General features: G+C 45.4%; 18 protein-coding genes and 1 other annotated feature. Of the genes, 2 read left to right on the plus strand and 16 right to left on the minus strand.

Annotated elements, in window-relative coordinates:
- Positions 1 to 11: 11 nt before the first annotated feature.
- The 4 genes from rnc to DWW77_RS03280 form a co-directional block, all read right to left on the minus strand.
- On the minus strand, positions 12 to 692 hold the full coding sequence (gene rnc, locus DWW77_RS03265) for a ribonuclease III (protein WP_022427036.1): 681 nt from the start codon (positions 690 to 692) through the stop codon (positions 12 to 14).
- Positions 682 to 930 (minus strand): acyl carrier protein, encoded by a 249-nt coding sequence (locus DWW77_RS03270; protein WP_021652554.1) that lies wholly within the window; start codon positions 928 to 930, stop codon positions 682 to 684. The genes rnc and DWW77_RS03270 overlap by 11 nt, the downstream gene beginning before the upstream one ends.
- A gap of 48 nt (positions 931 to 978) precedes the next feature.
- Positions 979 to 2,025, minus strand: coding sequence for a phosphate acyltransferase PlsX (gene plsX, locus DWW77_RS03275; protein ID WP_021652553.1), 1,047 nt, complete (start codon positions 2,023 to 2,025; stop codon positions 979 to 981).
- Positions 2,026 to 2,255: 230 nt separating this feature from the next.
- Positions 2,256 to 4,091: an ABC-F family ATP-binding cassette domain-containing protein gene (locus DWW77_RS03280; protein ID WP_022427037.1), complete on the minus strand. Its 1,836-nt coding sequence runs from the start codon at positions 4,089 to 4,091 to the stop codon at positions 2,256 to 2,258.
- A 455-nt stretch (positions 4,092 to 4,546) separates the two neighbouring features.
- Here DWW77_RS03280 and DWW77_RS03285 point away from each other — a divergent pair, with 455 nt between their 5' ends.
- The gene (locus tag DWW77_RS03285) at positions 4,547 to 5,275 is read left to right on the plus strand and encodes a LytR/AlgR family response regulator transcription factor (RefSeq protein ID WP_022427038.1); all 729 of its coding nucleotides are present in this window, start codon (positions 4,547 to 4,549) and stop codon (positions 5,273 to 5,275) included.
- Here the strand turns inward: DWW77_RS03285 and DWW77_RS03290 are convergent.
- The 7 genes from DWW77_RS03290 to pta form a co-directional block, all read right to left on the minus strand.
- Positions 5,214 to 7,082 (minus strand): GHKL domain-containing protein, encoded by a 1,869-nt coding sequence (locus DWW77_RS03290; protein WP_118608056.1) that lies wholly within the window; start codon positions 7,080 to 7,082, stop codon positions 5,214 to 5,216. The two genes, DWW77_RS03285 and DWW77_RS03290, sit on opposite strands and share 62 nt — an antisense overlap.
- Before the next feature lie 40 nt (positions 7,083 to 7,122).
- Positions 7,123 to 7,725: a hypothetical protein gene (locus DWW77_RS03295; RefSeq protein WP_147419579.1), complete on the minus strand. Its 603-nt coding sequence runs from the start codon at positions 7,723 to 7,725 to the stop codon at positions 7,123 to 7,125.
- Between the two features lie 235 nt (positions 7,726 to 7,960).
- Positions 7,961 to 9,328: an MATE family efflux transporter gene (locus tag DWW77_RS03300; protein WP_021652545.1), complete on the minus strand. Its 1,368-nt coding sequence runs from the start codon at positions 9,326 to 9,328 to the stop codon at positions 7,961 to 7,963.
- A gap of 96 nt (positions 9,329 to 9,424) precedes the next feature.
- Positions 9,425 to 9,607, minus strand: coding sequence for a 50S ribosomal protein L32 (gene rpmF / locus DWW77_RS03305; RefSeq protein ID WP_015525241.1), 183 nt, complete (start codon positions 9,605 to 9,607; stop codon positions 9,425 to 9,427).
- A gap of 3 nt (positions 9,608 to 9,610) precedes the next feature.
- Positions 9,611 to 10,138, minus strand: coding sequence for a YceD family protein (locus tag DWW77_RS03310; RefSeq protein ID WP_015525242.1), 528 nt, complete (start codon positions 10,136 to 10,138; stop codon positions 9,611 to 9,613).
- A gap of 251 nt (positions 10,139 to 10,389) precedes the next feature.
- Positions 10,390 to 11,580 carry an acetate/propionate family kinase gene (locus tag DWW77_RS03315; RefSeq protein ID WP_021652542.1) on the minus strand — a complete coding sequence of 397 codons (1,191 nt, stop codon included), beginning with the start codon at positions 11,578 to 11,580 and terminating at the stop codon, positions 10,390 to 10,392.
- Positions 11,581 to 11,607: 27 nt separating this feature from the next.
- The gene (gene pta, locus DWW77_RS03320; RefSeq protein ID WP_015525244.1) at positions 11,608 to 12,615 is read right to left on the minus strand and encodes a phosphate acetyltransferase; all 1,008 of its coding nucleotides are present in this window, start codon (positions 12,613 to 12,615) and stop codon (positions 11,608 to 11,610) included.
- Between the two features lie 428 nt (positions 12,616 to 13,043).
- Here pta and DWW77_RS03325 point away from each other — a divergent pair, with 428 nt between their 5' ends.
- Positions 13,044 to 14,318: a tRNA(Met) cytidine acetate ligase gene (locus DWW77_RS03325; RefSeq protein WP_022427105.1), complete on the plus strand. Its 1,275-nt coding sequence runs from the start codon at positions 13,044 to 13,046 to the stop codon at positions 14,316 to 14,318.
- A 75-nt stretch (positions 14,319 to 14,393) separates the two neighbouring features.
- Here DWW77_RS03325 and DWW77_RS03330 read toward each other — a convergent pair whose 3' ends face one another.
- The 5 genes from DWW77_RS03330 to DWW77_RS03350 form a co-directional block, all read right to left on the minus strand.
- Positions 14,394 to 15,554 (minus strand): pyridoxal phosphate-dependent aminotransferase, encoded by a 1,161-nt coding sequence (locus tag DWW77_RS03330; RefSeq protein WP_015525246.1) that lies wholly within the window; start codon positions 15,552 to 15,554, stop codon positions 14,394 to 14,396.
- Positions 15,555 to 15,772: 218 nt separating this feature from the next.
- Positions 15,773 to 16,561 carry an ABC transporter ATP-binding protein gene (locus DWW77_RS03335; RefSeq protein ID WP_015525247.1) on the minus strand — a complete coding sequence of 263 codons (789 nt, stop codon included), beginning with the start codon at positions 16,559 to 16,561 and terminating at the stop codon, positions 15,773 to 15,775.
- A gap of 3 nt (positions 16,562 to 16,564) precedes the next feature.
- Positions 16,565 to 17,491 carry an ABC transporter permease gene (locus DWW77_RS03340; protein ID WP_022427104.1) on the minus strand — a complete coding sequence of 309 codons (927 nt, stop codon included), beginning with the start codon at positions 17,489 to 17,491 and terminating at the stop codon, positions 16,565 to 16,567.
- Between the two features lie 57 nt (positions 17,492 to 17,548).
- Positions 17,549 to 18,577 (minus strand): ABC transporter substrate-binding protein, encoded by a 1,029-nt coding sequence (locus tag DWW77_RS03345; RefSeq protein WP_021652537.1) that lies wholly within the window; start codon positions 18,575 to 18,577, stop codon positions 17,549 to 17,551.
- A gap of 132 nt (positions 18,578 to 18,709) precedes the next feature.
- Positions 18,710 to 18,960, minus strand: a binding site (T-box leader).
- Positions 18,961 to 19,018: 58 nt separating this feature from the next.
- Entirely contained in the window at positions 19,019 to 20,383 is a 1,365-nt protein-coding gene (locus DWW77_RS03350) for a PFL family protein (protein ID WP_015525248.1), read from the minus strand.
- Between the last annotated feature and the right edge of the window lie 34 nt (positions 20,384 to 20,417).

Below are 20,417 nucleotides of genomic sequence, written 5' to 3' on the forward strand. Positions count from 1 at the left end.
GCCACCTGCTGTTATTTTATACTGCGTATTGCCTCTAGAGCTGCAGCCTGTTCTGCTGCCTTTTTTGTATGGCCGATTCCGGTTCCCATACTTTTTCCATTGATCAGCGCCTCCACAGTAAAGCTCTTGCTGTGGTCCGGTCCCTCTTCTTTCAGAAGACGATATTCCACCGGATGATTTCCGCCTTCCTGTACCATTTCCTGAAGCACTGTCTTGCTGTCATAAAAAATCCTCTTATCCTCCAGATCGTTCAGGATAAATTTCATAACAAAAGCCTGTGCCGGTTCAAATCCACCGTCCAGATACATAGCCCCGATCAGAGATTCCAGGGCATCAGAAACGATGGAATCTCTTTTACGACCGCCCATCATTTCCTCACCTCTTCCAAGGAGGATAAACTCCGGAAGCCCGAATTCTCTTGCACAGTAGGCAAGACTCTTTTCACATACCATGCTGGCACGTTTCTTGGTCAACTCACCTTCCTGATTATTCCGGAATTTTTTGTACAAGAAATCACTGCTGATCAGCTCCAGCACCGCATCTCCAAGAAACTCCAGACGCTCATTGCATCCAAGCTTTCCAAGGTGTTTTTCGTTGGCATAGGAGCTGTGTGTCATTGCCTGCTCCAATAAAGATTTTGCGGTAAACTGGTATCCGATAGTCTGCTCCAGCTTTTTTAAATTATTTTCCATTTCTTCTTCCCTTCGTTACTCGGCGAAGAGTCTCCACTGCATCGCCGACAGTAACGATCTCCTCGGCTTCCTCCGGGGCGATACGAACATCAAAAGTTTCCTCCAGATCAATAAGAATCTGAAAAAAATCCAGAGAATCCACTCCCAGATCATCCACAAAGGTAGTTTTTTCTGTAATGGCATCCATATTTCTTCCCAGAGTTTTTTCGATGATGGTCTTCAGCATTTCCAGTTCCACGACTGTTCGCCTCCTGTTCTGTCTGTAATATTTCCGGCAATCCCGGTTTTATTTTTTTTCGCTTTTTTCTTCTGCCTGTGCTTTCTGCTCGGCTGCTATAAACTCCTCGATCTTTTCATTGATCTTCTCTTCCTTAAACTGCTCGCACTGAAAGATCGCATGACGGATTTCTACGCTTTTGGCACTTCCGTGGCTTTTGACCACAAGACCTTTCAGACCAAGAAGCGGTGCTCCGCCATATTCACTGGCATCAAATGATTTTAAGGTTTCCTTAAGAGCAGGTTTTACCATCAGAGCTCCCATTTTACTGCGAATGTTTGTCATCATACCTTTTTTGATCATAGATATCAGAGTAGCTCCAACACCTTCATAAAGCTTGAGGATCACATTTCCTACAAAAGCTTCACAGACTACTACATCTGCATAACCTGACGGGATATCTCTCGCCTCAATACTTCCGATGAAATTGATATCCTTACATGCTTTTAACAGAGGGAAGGTAGCCTTTACCAGCGCATTGCCCTTTTCTTCCTCAGCACCGTTATTAACGATAGCAACTCTTGGTTTCTTAATACCCACTACATTTTCCATATAGATGGAACCCATCTGCGCAAACTGTACCAGATGATCTGGTCTCGCATCTACATTGGCACCACAGTCGATCAGAAGGGAAACGCCCTTTGCCGTAGGGATCAGCGGAGCAAGAGGTGGTCTCCGGATCCCTTTGATCCTGCCTACGATCACCTGGCCTCCTACCAGTACCGCACCGGTGCTTCCGGAGGAAACAAAGGCATCGGCCTCCTGTTTTTTTACAAGATTTAATCCCACTACAATAGAGGAATCTTTCTTTTTCTGGATAGCCATGACCGGAGGTTCCGCAGTCTCGATCACCTGAGACGCATGCACCACACGGATCCTGTCCTTAGGATAATCCGGGTATTTCCGAAGCTCTGCTTCGATCACATCCTGTACTCCTGTAAGGATGACCTGGATGTTCTCTTTTTCTTTCACAGCTTCCACTGCGGCTTTTACCGGTTCCTCGGGAGCATTGTCACCACCCATTGCATCTACAACGACTTTTACCATTTCTGACATATGTTGTCCTTTCTCTGTCCGAAATCTTTTCGGAATGCATATGGTACACTGTAGTGAAAATCCTCATACACATCCGTATAAGGATTTTCATTGCAGAGTACCAAAAGTTAAGCGGATATTCGAAATCCGCATTCGCTACCTACTCATAACCGAATAACTGCTTTGCAGTTTATCCGGTTAACGTACCGTTATTTATGATACTAGAGTTTTGCCTGAGAAGTCAATATCTTTTACTCTTTCTGATTTTCAATCTGCTCTGCAAGATCATTTAAATATACCCAGCGATCCATTTTTTCGTCCAGCTTCTGCTGGATTTCCTGCTGCTCGTCGGAAAGCTCCCGGAGTTTTCCCGCATTTGTGGCATTGGCAGCCATCTCTTTGTCAATCTGCTCCAGACGTTCTTCCAATGCTGCAATGTCATCGTCAATAGTGTCAAATTCTTTCTGTTCTTTATAGGTGAATTTCAGTTTCTGTTTCCGGTTCTGTTTCCAGGTATCTGCAGCGGATTTCTTTTTCTCAGGCTCAGCTGTTTCTCCCTGTACTGTACCGCCATTCATATCTGAACGCGTTTCCAGAGACTGTCCCTTTCTTTCCTTTGCTTCCAGATAATCCGTATAACCGCCCTCATACTGGACAAGCCGGCCATCTCCCTCAAATGCCATAATACGGTTCACCACATTATCCAGGAAATAGCGGTCATGGGACACCGTGATCACGATGCCGGAAAAAGAATCCAGATAGTCCTCAAGAATGGTCATGGTGGGAATATCAAGATCATTTCCGGGCTCATCAAGAAGAAGAACATTTGGCGCCTCCATCAGAACCTTCAGAAGATACAGTCTTCGCTTCTCACCTCCGGAAAGCTTCTCCACCGGAGTGTACTGCATGGCCGGATCAAAAAGAAATCTCTCAAGCATCTGGGAAGCTGTGATCCTTCCTTCTTTTGTCGGAACATATTCCGCCACCTCACGGATATAATCGATCACCCGCTGTCTTCCATCCATATCCGGAACGTTTTGGGCAAGATACCCGATACGGATCGTTTCTCCGATCTGAATCTCTCCGGAATCCGGCAAGATCAGTCCATCTGCCATTTTAAGAAGTGTGGACTTACCGCAGCCATTTGGTCCGATGATCCCGAGACGCTGATCACGAAGAACAATATGATCAAAATCATTGATCAAAAGACGACCTTCGATGGTTTTACTTACATGATGAAACTCTATGGTTTTCTTTCCCATACGGGTCTCAATGGAATCCATTTCCACATTCTGCTCTTTCAGCGGGGTTTTTCCCGCCTTCAGTGCTTCCAAACGGTCAAGCCTTGCTCTCTGTTTTGTACTTCTGGCACGGCAGCCTCTTGCTGCCCATTCCAGTTCCATCCGAAGTACACTGCGGCGCTTCCGGTCACTGGCAAGCTCCATTTCCTCTCTCTGCGCTTTCAGCTCCAGAAATCTGGAATAATCTCCTGCATAGGAATATAATTTTCCGTGGCTGATCTCCAGGATCCGGTTTGCCACACGATCCAAGAAATAACGGTCATGAGTGACCATGATCACCGTCCCACGAAAATTCCGGAGAAAATCTTCCAGCCATATGACCATTTCTCCGTCCAGATGATTGGTAGGCTCATCCAGGATCAGAATGTCAGCTGGATTTAAAAGCATCCTTGCCAGCGCCACTCTTTTCTTTTCACCACCGGAAAGATTATCCATATTAATATTCTGATCGGTAATACCAAGTGTATTCAGCATGCGTCTGGCCTCACTTTCGGTACTCCAGTCCTTCTGCCATTTGCCTTCTGCCACATAGTCCAGAATGGTCATATGCTGCGGAAATTCCGGAGTCTGGGGAAGCCAGCTGATCCGGATCCCGTTCTGGGTGATCACCTGCCCTTCGTCCGGTTCTTCCTCTCCAGCGATCACGCGGAGCAAAGTAGTTTTACCGGTTCCGTTTACACCGATGATACCTATTTTTTCTCCCTGATCGATGCCGCAGGAGATATCATCAAATATCACCTTATCTCCAAAAATTTTGTGGATATGTTCTATATTAAGAATGTTCATGCGCATTTTCTCCGTTTTTTTCCAAAGTATATAAAAATCATTTCCATGATAGCGAATTTCCACGATTCCGTCAAGAATCACTGTTATGACAGGGGAAAGGGCTGTACCTCGAATCTGGAAGTACAGCCCTCTTGGGGGATTGTTTTTTATCTGGATCTTGGTCAACAGTTTCTGGTGTCGCCAGCTGCTGCCATTATTTTTCGTATATCCACCGCCTTTCGTATCTTTTGACGCTATTGTAAAAAAAATAGCAGGAAATGACAACAGACCTGTGACAAAATGACAGTTTCCATGAAATATGACATTTTTATTTTAAATATCTGCTAAAAGCACGTTTATCCCTGATAATTTTCTACACAATACGTCATTTCAGGCCAAAATCCGATATTGGATATACATAAAAGTTATGATATACTATTTTTACTACTCTTTTATAAACCGGAGGTTATATTATTTTGAATATTGCAATTATTGATGACATCTCAACGGATGCAGAAACCCTGAAGAATATCGCTGTTTCCTATTTTGAGAAAAAACAGATCCGGGCAGAAATCTGTCATTTTTCCAGCGCAGAAGAATTTTTTGAAGATTATCAGCCCGGAAAATTTCAGATCCTGTTCCTGGATATTTATATGGACGGAATGACAGGTATGGAAGCTGCGCGCAGGATCCGAAGACAGTCCGATAACTGCATCCTTGTTTTTGTCACTACCAGCAGTGATTTCGCTGTGGAAAGCTATGATGTAGGAGCCTCCTATTATCTTCTGAAACCATTTCAGCCAGAAAAACTCTGTTCCATTCTGGATTCCTTTCAATCCAGGCATTTACTGGCATCCCGTTACATTGAAGTCGTTTCTGACCGGGTTCCCATCCGGGTCCCTCTGCGCAGTATTTTATATGCAGATACATTCCGAAATGCAGTGTGCCTTCATACCGACGCCGGTCCGGTCCGGTCTTATCTTACCTTTCACAAATTTGAGGAGCAGATCCGGGACTGTCCCAATTTTCTCTCCTGTTACCGTGGCTGTGTCGTCAATATGGACCGTATACAGGAAGCTTCTGAAGAAGGCTTTCTTCTGGACAACGGGGAGGTCGTCCAGATCCGGAAACGTGGCTCTTCTGCTATCCGTAAAGCCTATCTTCAGTATCTCTTTGCGTCAGATGAAGAAATATCTCAGCTTTAAAAATGCCATTTTCAGACTGAAAATCCGCAAACCCTCCATAACGTGCCGCAATTTCCATGATCGACGCAGTTCCGATCCCCTGTCCGGAATGCTTACCTGAAAAAAATCCTGTTTTATTTCTGCGTAAGGGATCTGTGCAGCTGTTTTCTTCTTTTATAAGAAGTTTATTATTTCTGGTACGTATCTGTACACGGACAAATCTGGAACTGCCTTTCGGACAAAGCTGTGCCGCTTCTATGGCATTTTCCAGAAGATTTCCAAAGAGACGACAAAAATCTGTATCCTGGATCCCTGTTTTTTCCGGTGCCTCTACCTGACACTGAAAAACGATCCCGTTTTTTCTGCATAGTTCTTCATAATAATGTAAGATCGCATCGGCAACCTGATTTTTACAGTAAGAATGATAGGTCAAACGTTCCTGGAATTCACGGGTATACCGGCAAAGGTATTTCTGCATTTCTCCATACTGCTCACGTTCCAGTAATGCAGACAGAACACGAAGGTGCTGACGCATATCATGACGGACACGGCTGGTTTCTTCCATCTGTTCTTTTAATCGGTCGTAATGATTTTTCTGGGCAAGGAGACGAAGTTCAGTCTGATGACTATATACCTCATAAGTCAGACTGATCTTATATGCTTCTGACAGGTCTCTCCACAGAACACAGCCAAACGCAGCTGTCAGTATCAGCCCACCTGTCTCCGGGAAACCTCCTCCCAAAATCGGCTCATAAAGATACCCTATCCGATCTGCCACAAGGGAACAGGCATAAATCGTTGTTCCCACCAAAACGATCTTTCCATATCTGCAATCTGTTTCTCCAAAAGTATTGAGCAGCATATAGATCGCTGCCACCCATTTGACTGCCTCACTGATCCAGACAACATCATAAAGAAGCCTGGCTGAAGGAAGTATATCCGCAAAAATCTCCAGAAAGAAAGCTACTACGATCCAGAGATCGATCAAAAGAAACAGATATATGCCCCTTTTTTTTCCTATAATACAATCCTCAAGCCGGATCATGCAGGAAAGGATCAGATAATAGATCATAGTTTCCAGGGCATACCAGGGCTTTGTGGGAAGAAGAAAAAAATTATGTACCAGGGAGCATAACGAATATCCTGCCACACAGAGACAGACCAGATTAAAAATAGCAAATTCTTTTGTCCTGGTTCTGACATGTACCATAAGAGTCCCAAACATGATACAGATACAGAACGCAATGGCACAGCCGCTTCCGAGTACCCGCAGTCCTCTCTGTATGCTTACACGAACCGGAGATCCCAAAACCGGAATAGCCTGGATTCCGGGTCTGATATGGCTTTTGTCTGCTACTGCTATGACAATCTCCACAACCCCGGATCCCTGAAACGTAAAAACACGGTTCATGATCCGGTCCATATAGGTTTTTTCGTCAGGATCCCCCACTTCCCCGGCCAGTTCTCCATTGATATAGATTCGGTATGCGGAAAAAACCTCCGCCATAGATATCGCCCAGATTTTTTCCTCTTCGGGCAGGATCAGAAACATCCGGTATGTCCCACATCCATACGTAGAAGCCTCTTTATTCCCCAGTTCCATTTCATTACGTTCTCCGATCGAAATATAACAACTGTAATATCCTGGATCCTTTTTCAGCATCTCAGGTGTAAGCAGCTTTCCCGGAAAATATTGCCATTCCCTGGCAAGATAATGTAGCTTTGCCGCCGCATCTTTATCATCCAGACAAAGGATTCCCTGAATGGGCTGCTCGCCTTTCGCTGTATATTCATTATTTATGAGATACATCATAAAAAAAGCAGTCATAGATAACACCACAGTAAGTCCAAAGATCAGGGTCCATTGCCTACTTTTCTCCTTTATGACTGTCACCTCGCTTTCCGGATCTGCTTCGGATTCCTACGATCAGCACTGTTATCATTGTTGCTGTCGTCAGGACTGCCACTGCAAAAGGATTCTCTTCTATATCATCTATTTTCCGACCTCTTACGCAGAAGATTCCTGTCTCGTCCGTGTCAACGATCAGAAGATCCTGCTTTTTATCCAGGAATGTCTTTAGTTTTCTTCCTCTGGAATCCGTAATTTCCATAGTTTCCGGACCTCCGTTGGGAAACATCGCTTTTACCGGTATCATGATCCGGCTCCCCGGAATATCCGTGATCTTCTGAGTGCCTTTATAGATCTTTATTTCATATGAATGATTGGAAACCTTTTGTACCAGTGCCTGTATTGTACCATTCTCTGCTACCTTCCAACTTTGTGCCACAGAAGCAGGGATACGAAGACTGATTCCTTCTTTTTCAAAATTTATATCTCCCATATATTTCAGGATCAGATCCAGACGTTTTCCACTGATCACAGTCCATTTTTCAGTAACAACTTCTGTTACCTTTCTGGCCGGCTGCTGCACTTCAGGTTCAGCCCGTACAGTTCTCGCGTTATAAATCATACCGACACACAGCGCAATAACTTCAAGTATCAACCAAAAACCATATCGTATTGTTTTTTGCAGATTATACATATCTGGTCATCCCCATTACATATGTTTCATCTATCTGCATCCAGAATACCTCTTTTTCAGCTTTCAGGCAATCAAATCTATACGTAATAAATCGACATCTTTCGAACAAAACAAAGGTGCTGATCACTGCTATTACACAGAATCAGCACCTTTTCATATATCGTTATTTCTTTTTCTGCATACCTGGAAATCGCCGAAAATAATAGATGACAAACAGTACCGCAGTAATTATCCAGGACACCGGATAACTGAGCATGATACTGTCGATCCCCGGATGAGATCTTACAAAGGCAAACAACCAGATGATACGTAAAAGACAGACTCCTCCACAGGTCAGGATCATAGGAACCAGTACTCTTCCGGCACCACGCAGCGCTCCGGAAAGAATTCCGATCACAACATAAATAGCATAGGACGGAATCAGGAAACGGATCATATGCACCCCAATGTCTACAACCACCTGATCGGTTGTAAACAAATGGTAGATCGGATTTGCGAACAGAATAAGTGCTCCGCTTACAATAAACGCCGAAATGTATGCCATCACCATACAGACGCGGACACTTTTTCGCATGCGGTGGTATTTTCCGGCACCATAATTCTGTCCCACAAAGGTGGTAATTGAGATGGCAAAAGCATTGCATACCATCCAGAACACCGCATCAATCTTTCCCATAGTTCCCCAGGCTGCCACTGTGTCAGTCCCCAGTTCATTGACAAAAATCTGAATGGTGAGATTGGCAATATTATACATCACCGATTCCAGTCCTGCCGGAAGTCCAATCCTGAGAACTGCCCCCAAAGACCGGAGATCAAAACGGATCTCATGAAATTCCAGACGATAAATATCCTCTGCGCGCATCAGGAACCAGGTTACAAGGATGGCACTGACTGCCTGGCAGCTGACTGTTGCAAGTGCAACACCGAGGACTCCCATATGGAAGATCACTACAAATACAACATCCAGCAAAATATTCAACAAACAGGTAATGATCAGCACATAGAGCGGTCTTTTGGAATCTCCTACCGCTCTTAGGATACTGGATACCATGTTGTAGACCAGATTGAAAAATGTTCCCGCAAAATAGATATGCAGGTACAGCACAGAATCGGGAATTACTTCTGCCGGTGTTTTCATCAGGTGAAGGATCGGCTCAGCCAGGATAAAACCTGCTGTTCCCACAATAATACTGGCAGCCAGGCAGAAGATCATGGATGTGTGAAGTGCTTTTTTAAGGTTTTTGTGGTCTTTCGCTCCGTAAAACTGAGAAATCACTACAGACGCACCGGAACATAAACCTACAAAAAAACCTACGATGAGATTCACGATCATACTGGATGAGCCTCCTACTGCTGCCAATGCTTCTTTTCCCACAAAGCGGCCTACTACAACTGTATCGGCAGTATTGTAGATCTGCTGGAACAGAGTTCCAAACAAGATCGGAAAAAAGAATATCAGAAGCTGCTTCCAGATCACACCCTCTGTGATCTGGTTCACGGCGGTATTTTTCTGATTCTTGTTCTGTTTCATATTTTTTTATTTCCCCCCAGAGTATAAAAAAAGCCGGTATACTTATCTCAGCATACCAGACTCTTTTCGCATCATATATTGACTGTCTAATTAAAATTAGTCCTCAACTTTGATGATTTCCTTCTTATTGTAGCTTCCGCAAGCTTTGCAAACTCTGTGTGGCATCATAAGTGCTCCACATTTGCTACATTTAACAAGGTTCATAGCGCTCATTTTCCAGTTCGCTCTTCTCTTGTCACGTCTAGCTTTGGAAGATTTGTTCTTAGGACAAATGGACATAGGTTACACCTCCTTAAATTTACTGAATATATCACTGATAGCTGCCATGCGGGGATCCTTAGGCTCCTCCTTGCATCCGCAGGGACCTTCGTTCAGGTTCTTCCCGCAGCGGCTGCAGATACCTTTACAGTCTTCTTTACATAAGACCTTTAAAGGCCAGCATATCAATACCTCAAGATAGACCAACCGGTCCACATCCAGGTTCATACCTGTGAGATAGCTGCTTTCATCCAGATCATTGACACGCTCTTCATCAGAAAGCTTCATATCGAGCTTCTTCTTAAATTCCAGCGGTATCTCGACGGCTACTGTCTCAAGACAGCGGTCACATGGAATGCCCACTGTGATCTTACCAGTTCCTGTAAGCTCAAGAACCTTATCACCGGTATTGGTGATCGTAAGCTCTACCGGTTCCTTCGCAAGTACCGGAAAACTTCCCATCTGAAAATCAATCTTCTCCAGTTCAGGAGCAACTGATTCCTGGATCGTCTTGCCATCACAGGAAGAAATGTCTAATAAATGAATCTGCATAAGTCTCTCCTATCCACACTCAATCCATTATACATATGGTCTTGTGATTTGTCAACGTTATTTTCGGGAAAATATTACATTTTTTTAATTTTTTGTTACTGTTGGCTTAATCAGAAATTCGGGGTAAATTACGGGGGTGGACCTTTAATTGTCCGCCCCCCGAATGTATACTGCTGATCCACAGTAATATATAATTCTGCCTGATTACCGATCATGCCCGAACGGTTCTGTACCGGTACTGAAACAGCTGATTATACCAGTGCTACAGTCTCACGGCAGATTGCAAGCTCCTCGTTTGTCGGGATAACTGCAACCTTAACCTTGGAGTCCGGTGTGGAGATCACGATTTCCTCGCCACGATGTCCGTTAGCATCTTTGTCAAGTGTTACGCCAAGGTATCCGAGATAGCTGACAACCTTCTCACGTACCGGGATCGCATTCTCACCGATACCTGCTGTGAAGACGATCGCGTCAACACCATTCATTGCTGCAACATATCCGCCTACGAATTTAGCGATGCTATAGCAGAGAACGTCGATGGCATTAGCTGCATCCTCGTTTCCGCCTTCAGCTGCCTCGTTGAGGTCACGGAAGTCGCTGGAAAGTCCGCCGGAAAGTCCGAGAAGACCAGATTTCTTGTTGAGTACATTCATAACGCCCTCAATGTCCAGGTTCTCTTTCTTAGCAATGAACTCCATGATAGCCGGATCGATGTTACCGGAACGAGTTCCCATAACAACACCTTCAAGTGGTGTAAGACCCATTGTTGTATCTACACATTTGCCATTTACAACTGCGCTGATGGAAGATCCGTTTCCAAGGTGGCAGACGATAACTTTGGAGTTGTCTTTGTCAAGGCCAAGGAAATCAACAGCTCTCTTGGATACGAAGCTGTGGGATGTTCCGTGGAAACCGTATCTTCTTACTTTATATTTCTTGTAGAAGTCAAGCGGAAGTCCATAGAGATATGCTTTAGCAGGCATTGTCTGATGGAAAGCGGTATCAAATACGCCTACCTGTGGTACGCCTGGCATAAGCTCTGCACATACACGGATACCAATGAGGTTAGCCGGGTTGTGGAGCGGTGCAAGGTCATTGCACTCTTCTACTGCTTTGATCATCTCGTCTGTGATCACTGCAGAAGAAGCAAATTTCTCGCCTCCGTGTACGACACGATGTCCAATCGCATTAACCTCTTTAAGGCTTCCGATCGCACCTGTTTTATCGTTTGTAAGAGCATCCAGTACCATCTGGATTGCTTCTTTATGTGTTGGCATAGCTGCCTCTGTGATCTCTTTGTCACATCCGGCTTTCTGATATACCAGTCTTCCGTCAATACCGATTCTCTCGCAGAGACCCTTTGCAAGTACATTCTCTGTCTCAGAATCGATTAACTGATATTTTAATGAAGAACTTCCACAGTTGATAACTAATACGTTCATGATTTAACTCTCCTGATCTTTTAATAATTATTTATCCTCTGCCTGGCACTGTACTGCTGTGATCGCTACAACACCTACGATATCATCTGCAGAGCATCCGCGAGACAGGTCGTTTACAGGTTTTGCGATACCCTGTGTAACAGGTCCGTATGCTTCTGCTTTACCAAGACGCTGAGCAAGCTTGTATCCGATGTTACCTGCATCAAGGTCAGGGAATACCAGTACGTTAGCTTTACCTGCTACTTCGCTTCCCGGTGCTTTGGATGCGCCTACGCTTGGAACGATAGCTGCATCAAGCTGGAACTCTCCGTCAAGTTTAAGCTCCGGATGCTCCTCTTTGGCAATTCTTGTAGCCTCTACGACTTTATCTACGTCAGGATGCTTTGCACTTCCCTTAGTGGAGTGGGAAAGCATAGCTACGATCGGCTCCTCCTGAACAAGAAGCTTAAAGGACTCAGCAGAAGATGCTGCGATCGCAGAAAGCTCATCCGGAGTCGGGTTCTGGTTCAGACCGGAATCAGCAAATACGAATGCACCGTTTGCACCATACTCGCAATCCGGAACAACGATCAGGAAGAATGCGGATACAAGCTTGGTTCCCGGTTTTGTCTTCAGGATCTGAAGGCATGGACGAAGTGTATCTGCTGTAGAATGGCATGCACCGGATACCATACCGTCTGCATCCCCCATCTTAACCATCATTACGCCATAGTATGGGTACTGAGTATGAAGGATCTCTTTCGCTTTCTCAGGTGTCATTCCCTTCTTTGCTCTCAGCTCTACAAATTTATCAATATATGCCTGAGTTCTGTCAGATTTCTCCGGATCTACGATCTGTGCACCGGAAATATCAAAGCCGCCCTCTGCAGCTTTCTTGTTGATCTCTTCCTCATTACCGATGAGGATGATCTTTGCAACTCCCTCTTTCAGAATCTTGTCAGTTGCCTCAAGAGTTCTCATATCCTCTGTCTCTGGCAGTACAATTGTTTTTACGCTTTCTTTTGCTCTTTTTTTAAGCAGTTCAACAAATCCCATGATTAAATGGCTCCTTTCTTGATGTAACAAAAACGCTAGTGTCTGTTCGGGCACTACACTATGTTTATTATACCCCCTTACCCTTTTCTTTTCAAGCGTTTCATTGTCAGAAAATGGCTATACTGCGTATTTTTTGAAGTGCAATTGTTACTGTTTACCGACAATGTTCTGCGATGTGTTTTTTGTGGATAAAGATCACAGATGGCCCGAGGATTTCGGCGCATAATTATAAATTTGCGTGATTTCTGTATCTCACAAAGGGTGTTGCTGGGCCCAGAGCGGACAGCAGCATTCGGGTTTATGGCAGCAAAACAGATTTCGAATGCCGCTTAACTTTTTACATTGCTTATGTTAAAATAGCACCATTATTATAATATAAGAACTTATTTCAAGATTTGAATTTTCAGAAACGGCAGGTACTTTTTTATATGAAAGTTGTTGGAATCATTGCAGAATATAACCCATTTCACAAAGGTCACGAATACCAGATCCGCTATGCCCGGGAGATCCTTGGTGCCGATTATATTGTGATCGCCATGAGCGGGGATTTTGTCCAAAGAGGGGCTCCTGCCCTTATGGAAAAACATCTCCGGGCTGAGATGGCTCTTCTCGGAAGCGCCGATCTGATCCTGGAAATGCCGGTACAGACAGCAACGGCCAGTGCGGAAGGATTTGCCGCAGGTGGCGTAAGCCTTCTTGACGGGCTTGGTGTTGTAGATGAGCTATGTTTCGGAAGTGAATGCGGAGATACAGAGACTCTTATGAATATTGCACAGATTCTTATAAAGGAACCGTTTGAATACCGCAAACTCCTTCAGCAGAATCTTCGTACCGGAATGAGTTTTCCTGCTGCAAGAAGCAGTGCTTTGATCCGTTACATGCGAGAAAAAGCCACTTCCGTGCATAACACATTCGGCGTTTCATCAGAACATATTGAACTCATTCTTTCTTCTCCCAATAACATCCTGGGAATCGAATACTGCAAAGCGCTTCTCCGTCTTAACAGCCGTATCCTTCCTCATGCACTTTTAAGAAAGGGATGTGGTTATCATGATACGGATTTTTCTCTTCTTTCCGACGAAGAATTTCCCTCTGCTTCCGGCATCCGGAGCCTTATGAAAAAATCCGAAGGAACTGTGCAGTCTGCTGATCTTTCCCGGTTGATCCCTTCTGCTTCCCTTCCGGGATTCCTGGATTCTCTCAAAAAAGGAGCATGGCTTTCTGACTCAGCACTGGATCTTCCTCTGCATTACAAACTGCTTCTGGAATCCGAAGAAACTTTAAAAATGTATCCGGAGCTTTCGGATGCACTGATCCGGCGTATCCTGAAATCCCGAAATCAATATGAAGGTTTTTCCCAGTTTGCGGATCTTTTGAAAACACGGGATATTACCCGTTCTGCTATCTGCCGCAGCCTTGTCCGGATCTTTCTTGACCAAAAAACAACAGCACCCGGACACATTCCCTATGCCCGGGTACTTGGCTTTCAAAAAAACAGCGCTCCGCTTCTCAGCCAGATCAAGAAAAACTCCTCGATCCCGCTGATCACCAAAGCCGCCGATGCATCTGCGATCCTCGATGAAACTGCGCTTCGACTTTTTAATGAAACCTGTGCGGCTTCCAATCTTTACGAAATGCTTCTCTGCCACAAAACAGGTCAGCCTTTCATCCACGAGATGAAAAAGCCGCTGCGGATCATTTAAGCTCCACAGCGGCTTGAACGCTGATAAGTAATCTTTTCATGGCTTGAGATCGGATTTTGAACAACTTTCAGTTATTCAGTTTAATCCGCTTTTTCGGATCGCTTCCACTGCTTCCCGGATCTTCTCCGGCGGAAGTACCAGGGCGAAACGTACGTAGCCCTCTCCGTGGGGACCAAAGCTTGCTCCCGGAGTCACGATGACGCCGGCCTTTTCCATCAGTTCCATACAGAATGCCATGCTGTCGGTGCGGCCACCCGGGATCTTCGCCCAGACAAACATGGTGCCTTTTCCATTTGGAAGTTCCCATCCGATATCACGAAGTCCCTGGCAGAGAGCATCTCTTCTCTCCTGGTACTTCTGACACTGTTCTTTTACGCTGTCCAGCGGTCCCTGAAGTGCTGCAATAGCTGCTTTCTGAAGCGGCAGGAACATGCCGAAGTCGATCTGGCTTCTCAATTTGCGGAGCGCTGCGATCACATCCGGCCGGCCTACCAGAAAGCTAAGTCTTGCGCCTGTAACATTGAAGGATTTGGAAAGACTGAAAAATTCCACGCCAATATCTTTCGCTCCCGGAGTGGCCAAAAAACTTCCTCCAAATGCCCCGTCAAAAATAATATCGCTGTACGCATTATCATGAATGATCAGAATATCATATTTTTTCGCAAATTCCACGATTTCTTCGTAAAGTCCCGGAGTGGCAATGCTTCCTACCGGGTTGGACGGCAGGGATACTACCATATATTTAGCCTTATTCGCTATTTCTTCCGGAATTCCCTTTACATAGGGAAGAAAATCATGCTCTGCAACCAGCGGATAATAGTAAGGAACTGCTCCTGCCATCAGACTTCCTGCTGCAAATACGGGATAGCACGGATCCGGAAGAAGTACTGTATCTCCCTCATCACAAAGCGCCATGCCAAGATGCCCCATTCCTTCCTGGCTTCCATAAACAGTCATTACCATGTCCGGTGTCAGTTCCACATCAAAACGTTTCTTATAATAAATACAGACTGCATCCAGAAGCTCCGGCAGATCACGGAGACTGTATTTCCAGTTGTTGTCATCCATAGCTGCTTCCGCTACAGCTTTCTTGATATATTCCGGAGTCTTGAAATCCGGAGTTCCCACACTCATGTTATAGATCTTCATGCCCTGTGCTTCCAGCTCCATACGCCGGTTGTTCAGAGCAGCAAAAATTTCATCTCCAAATCGGTCCAGTCTTTTTGAAAACTGCATGTCATTCGTCCCTCTTCCATAATAAAATCAAACGGATATTCGCAATCCGCTTCGCTACTTGCTCATAAATGAAATCACAAAGTGATTTCATTTATTTTATCACGGTAACGTAACATACTCAAGAATTTTCATAAAAAAAGAACCATCACCTGTGTAAAGCGGCTATTCATTTTCCACTTTACACATGATCGGTAACGGTTCTTCATTATTTATTCCGTTTATTCAGACAAAAGAATACGGTCATTATCCAAAGCCTTGCCCACTCCCGTTTTAAATTTCTCAAGAAGGCCATCCACGGTCATATCCTTCTTCTCTTCCCCTCCGATATCCAGCACGATATTGCCGGAGTCCATCATCAGGATACGGTTACCAAGATCAATTGCTGACTGCATATTGTGTGTGATCATCAGACAGGTCAGCTGATTTTCTTCCACGATCCGTCTGGTGAGATTAAGGACTTTCTCAGCAGTTCCCGGATCAAGGGCTGCAGTATGCTCGTCCAGAAGAAGTAATTTCGGCGGATTCATGGTTGCCATCAAAAGCGTCAGCGCTTGTCTCTGTCCACCGGAAAGAAGACCTACCGGATGGCTCATCCGCTCTTCCAGCCCAATGTCCAACTTCTTTAATTCCTCACGAAAACGTTCTTTTTCCTGCCGGGTCGTGCGGGAAAGCCACCCACCCTTGCCGGCTGCAAGTGCAAGATTCTCTTCGATCGTCATTCCCGGTGCAGTACCACGCATCGGATCCTGATAAAGACGTCCGATCTCTTTTGCGCGTGCATGCTGCGGCATAAATGTGATATCCCTGCCATCCAGCTCGATCGAACCGGCATCTGTAAGAAAATCACCGCAGATCGCATTAAAAAGTGTTGATTTTCCTGCACCATTGGAACCGATGATCGTAGCAAAGTCGCCTTTTTTCAGTTCCAGGGAAAGATCTGTGATCGCCTTTTTTTCGTTTACGGTTCCCGGATTAAATGTTTTTGAAATATGGCTGATTTTCAGCATGAATCATCTTCCTCCTTTTGTATGAGTCATTCTTCTTCGGATCTGCGGCCACTGTTTCTTAAGATACGGACCGGAAATTGCAAGAACAACGATCACAGAGGATACCAGCTTCAGCATAAATGCCGGCATATTGAACCGAAGTGCGATGGTATACACAAGGCGGAAGATAAAGGAACCAAGCACCATTCCCACCGCTCTCGCAAAAATTCCTCCATGTCCGAGAAGAGTACCTCCGATCAGCAAGGATGCCAGTGCGATGGTGACCATACCCTGACCGATGTTGATATCTACGGATTTCTGTGACTGAGACAGAAGACATCCGGAAAGTGCGGTAAATGCATTTGCCACGCAAAGGCCGATGACCGTTGTAAAGACCGGATTGATGGAGGAAGATTTTACCATATCAGAATTATTTCCGGTTGCCCGGATCGCAAGACCAAGTCTTGTTTTCAGAAAGAATACCAGAAATACGATCACGAGGATCACTGCGATAGCTGCAATGAGGATATCTTCCCTACCTTTTAACGCTGTACCTGCAAGCGCATCCTTCATCATGGTAAATACTGTGGTCGTCCGATTCATATTGATCAGGGATGACCCTCCCATGACCGCGATATTTACGGAATATAATGCAGTATTTACAATAATACCTGCAAGCAGGCTGTCTACCCCCAGCTTCGTCTGCAGGATAGCCGTTACAAATCCTGATGTAACACCTGCTGCCATGGCTGCCGCAATGGACAGAAACGGATGTCCGCTTACAGCAACTACGGCTCCTACAGCGGCCCCGAAGGTAAAGCAGCCATCTGTAGAAAGGTCGCAGACATTCAGCATGGAATAACTAAGGAACAAAGCAAGAACTGTCAGAGAACAGATCAGTCCAAGCTTCAGGGCAGTCTCCCCGAGGGAGAGCATAGTTGCAATCGTCACAGTGATTTCCTCCAATTGGATTTATTTCATAACTGCTCACAAAAGTGAGCGGTTAATTTATTTTGATTCTACTTCATCAAAGCTTTCTGCAGTTGTGATCTCATTTACCTGTGTGCAGAGAGGCTCAAATGCCTTCTTTACGGTATCGAAATCAAGTCCAAGTGCCTTGCAGGTTTCTGTATTAACTGTTGCAGTACCATTGTCAAAGGTTTCAACAGCTGTCTTAGACGGATCCGCATTATCTATCAGGATGTCAGCGATCATATCGGCTGTTTTCTGTCCCAGATTTGCATAATCAACACCATATCCTACAAAGGCACCATTTAATGCAAAGGAGTCGGCACCTGTGTAGTGCGGGATTCCTGCGTCGATGAATTTTTCATAAATAGAAAGCTCTGCTGTCATGATGGTGTTGTCCGTAGGTGTAAATACGGCATCCACACCGTCAGCGATCAGTGCATCTGCTGCGAGCTGGACTTCATCGGTAGTGGTTCCGGTACGCTCTACATATTCGATTCCCTCTTTATCCAGATAATCTTTTGCTTCCTGGATCGCTGTTGTGGAGGAATCCTGTCCGACATCATAGAGAAGACCGATCTTCTTTACATCCGGATTCTGTGCCTGGATCAGCTTCATGATAGAAGAAGTATCCAGGTAATCGCTGGTTCCTGTGATATTTGCACCAGGAGCATCCAGAGAATCTACAAGACCGGAGCCAACCGGATCAGATACTGCGGAGAAAACAACCGGTGTATCGCTTCCCTCTGTAGCGGACTGCATACGCATTGCCACCGGTGTAGCCACACCAACCATCAGGTCAACCTTATCCGCCTGAAAATCTGAAATGATCTGTTCCATAACACTGGCATCTGCATTACAGTTATCATAAGACACATCAAATGTGACACCCTTTTCTTTGCCAAGCTCCTCCAGACGGGACTGGATGTTGTCTACGATCTGGTTCAGGGAAGCATCATCTACATAATTGCAGATGCCCACTTTAAAATCCTCCGCCATAACCGGGCTTGTCATCATCATAGTTGTTGCTGCTACTGCTGCTGCGATCACTAACATTCTTTTTTTCATGGTTTTGTTCTCCCTTCTTATTTCCGCTTATGATTACCTTTTGTACACCTTGCGGTCTGCTTTTCCGGAACAACTTTCATGCAACAGAATCGCTTTTCCTGTAACACAAAAACCGTCCCAAGCTTATATCATGCTTGAGACGGTAATAAAAGTTCTTTATTATCGCGGTACCACTCAAATTGACGAATCGTCCACTTTCCGGTGTACTAACATACACTCCTCATTGGTAACGGGTTCGGTTCCCGTCGGCGCCTACTGTACAGATAAATAGTTCGGGCCGCCCTCGAAAGTCCATTCAACATCTGGTCCCCTGCGGATTTCCACCATCACCGCTCTCTGTGAAGCTTCCTGAAATGTTTACTTCTCTTTCTCACTGGTTTGTTTTTTAAGTTGTGTTTACTTTAGCACATCAACGTGAGTCTGTCAAGTCCAAAAATAAAATTAATTCTTAAAGCTGTGGATTGGTGCCGGGATCCTTCCACCTCTCTGTACAAATGCATCACAGGAGAAGGAATTTACTGGCATGATCGGAGCATAGCCAAGAAGACCTCCGAACTCAACCGTTTCGCCCACACCCTTACCGATAACCGGGATGAGACGTACTGCAGTTGTCTTCTGATTTACCATACCGATGGCAGACTCATCTGCGATGATACCTGCCAGTGTAGTCGCCTTGGTATCTCCCGGAACTGCGATCATATCCAGACCAACAGAGCATACACAGGTCATGGCTTCCAGCTTCTCCAGAGTAAGAGCTCCCTCGTTTACCGCATCGATCATTCCCTGATCCTCGCTGACAGGAATAAAGGCACCACTTAATCCGCCCACAGCAGCTGCTGCCATAACGCCGCCTTTCTTCACCTGGTCGTTGAGAAGTGCAAGCGCTGCAGTTGTTCCAGGTGCACCGGCTCTCTCAAGGCCGATCTCTTCCAGGATCTCAGCTACGGAATCACCGATAGCCGGTGTCGGTGCAAGAGAAAGATCCACAATACCAAACGGCACGTCAAGACGTTTGGATGCCTCACGTGCAACCAGCTGTCCAACTCGTGTAACTTTGAATGCGGTACGTTTGATCATCTCGCAGAGAGTTCCGAAGTCCTCGCCACGAACCTGCTCCAGAGCTTTCTTTACAACGCCAGGGCCACTGACACCTACGTTGATGATGCAATCCGCCTCTGTGACACCGTGGAACGCGCCTGCCATAAACGGGTTATCATCCGGTGCGTTACAGAATACTACCAGCTTGGCACATCCAAGAGAATCCTGGTCCTTAGTAGCCTCTGCTGTTGCGAGGATGATCTCGCCCATCAGCTTTACGGCATCCATGTTGATACCGGTCTTGGTGGAACCAACGTTTACAGAACTGCAGACGCGCTCTGTTTCTGCCATTGCCTGAGGAATGGAGCGGATAAGAAGCTCCTCTGCCGGAGTCATTCCTTTGCTTACCAGTGCAGAATATCCGCCGATAAAGTTAACGCCAACTTCCTTGGCACATTTATCCAGCGTTCTTGCGATGGTCACAAAATCCTCCGGTTTCTTACATGCAGCCCCGCCAACCAGAGCAATGGGTGTTACGGAAATTCGTTTATTTACAACCGGGATACCGTACTCGGTTGCGATCTCATCACCGGTAGCTACCAGATTTCTGGCCTTTGTGGTGATCTTTTCGTATATTTTCTGATTCAGTGCATCCAGGTCAGGATCGATACAGTCCAGAAGGCTGATCCCCATGGTGATGGTACGCACATCCAGATTCTCCTGCTCGATCATTTTATTTGTCTCGTTTACCTCAAAAATATTGATCATTTTATTTTCTCCCTGATGATTGATGTAAAGTAGA

The sequence above is a fragment of the Ruminococcus sp. AF17-12 genome (genome assembly GCF_003479245.1).
Taxonomy (GTDB): Bacteria; Bacillota; Clostridia; order Lachnospirales; family Lachnospiraceae; genus Blautia_A; species Blautia_A fusiformis.

What these genes read in the sequence shown, in the direction of transcription:
- rnc (WP_022427036.1), bottom strand. Translation starts at nt 692, where the DNA reads ATGGAAAATAATTTAAAAAAGCTGGAGCAGACTATCGGATACCAGTTT.
- plsX (WP_021652553.1), bottom strand. Translation starts at nt 2,025, where the DNA reads ATGTCAGAAATGGTAAAAGTCGTTGTAGATGCAATGGGTGGTGACAAT.
- DWW77_RS03280 (WP_022427037.1), bottom strand. Translation starts at nt 4,091, where the DNA reads ATGAACATTCTTAATATAGAACATATCCACAAAATTTTTGGAGATAAG.
- DWW77_RS03290 (WP_118608056.1), bottom strand. Translation starts at nt 7,082, where the DNA reads ATGACTGCTTTTTTTATGATGTATCTCATAAATAATGAATATACAGCG.
- DWW77_RS03295 (WP_147419579.1), bottom strand. Translation starts at nt 7,725, where the DNA reads ATGATTTATAACGCGAGAACTGTACGGGCTGAACCTGAAGTGCAGCAG.
- DWW77_RS03300 (WP_021652545.1), bottom strand. Translation starts at nt 9,328, where the DNA reads ATGAAACAGAACAAGAATCAGAAAAATACCGCCGTGAACCAGATCACA.
- rpmF (WP_015525241.1), bottom strand. Translation starts at nt 9,607, where the DNA reads ATGTCCATTTGTCCTAAGAACAAATCTTCCAAAGCTAGACGTGACAAG.
- DWW77_RS03310 (WP_015525242.1), bottom strand. Translation starts at nt 10,138, where the DNA reads ATGCAGATTCATTTATTAGACATTTCTTCCTGTGATGGCAAGACGATC.
- DWW77_RS03315 (WP_021652542.1), bottom strand. Translation starts at nt 11,580, where the DNA reads ATGAACGTATTAGTTATCAACTGTGGAAGTTCTTCATTAAAATATCAG.
- pta (WP_015525244.1), bottom strand. Translation starts at nt 12,615, where the DNA reads ATGGGATTTGTTGAACTGCTTAAAAAAAGAGCAAAAGAAAGCGTAAAA.
- DWW77_RS03325 (WP_022427105.1), top strand. Translation starts at nt 13,044, where the DNA reads ATGAAAGTTGTTGGAATCATTGCAGAATATAACCCATTTCACAAAGGT.
- DWW77_RS03330 (WP_015525246.1), bottom strand. Translation starts at nt 15,554, where the DNA reads ATGCAGTTTTCAAAAAGACTGGACCGATTTGGAGATGAAATTTTTGCT.
- DWW77_RS03335 (WP_015525247.1), bottom strand. Translation starts at nt 16,561, where the DNA reads ATGCTGAAAATCAGCCATATTTCAAAAACATTTAATCCGGGAACCGTA.
- DWW77_RS03345 (WP_021652537.1), bottom strand. Translation starts at nt 18,577, where the DNA reads ATGAAAAAAAGAATGTTAGTGATCGCAGCAGCAGTAGCAGCAACAACT.
- DWW77_RS03350 (WP_015525248.1), bottom strand. Translation starts at nt 20,383, where the DNA reads ATGATCAATATTTTTGAGGTAAACGAGACAAATAAAATGATCGAGCAG.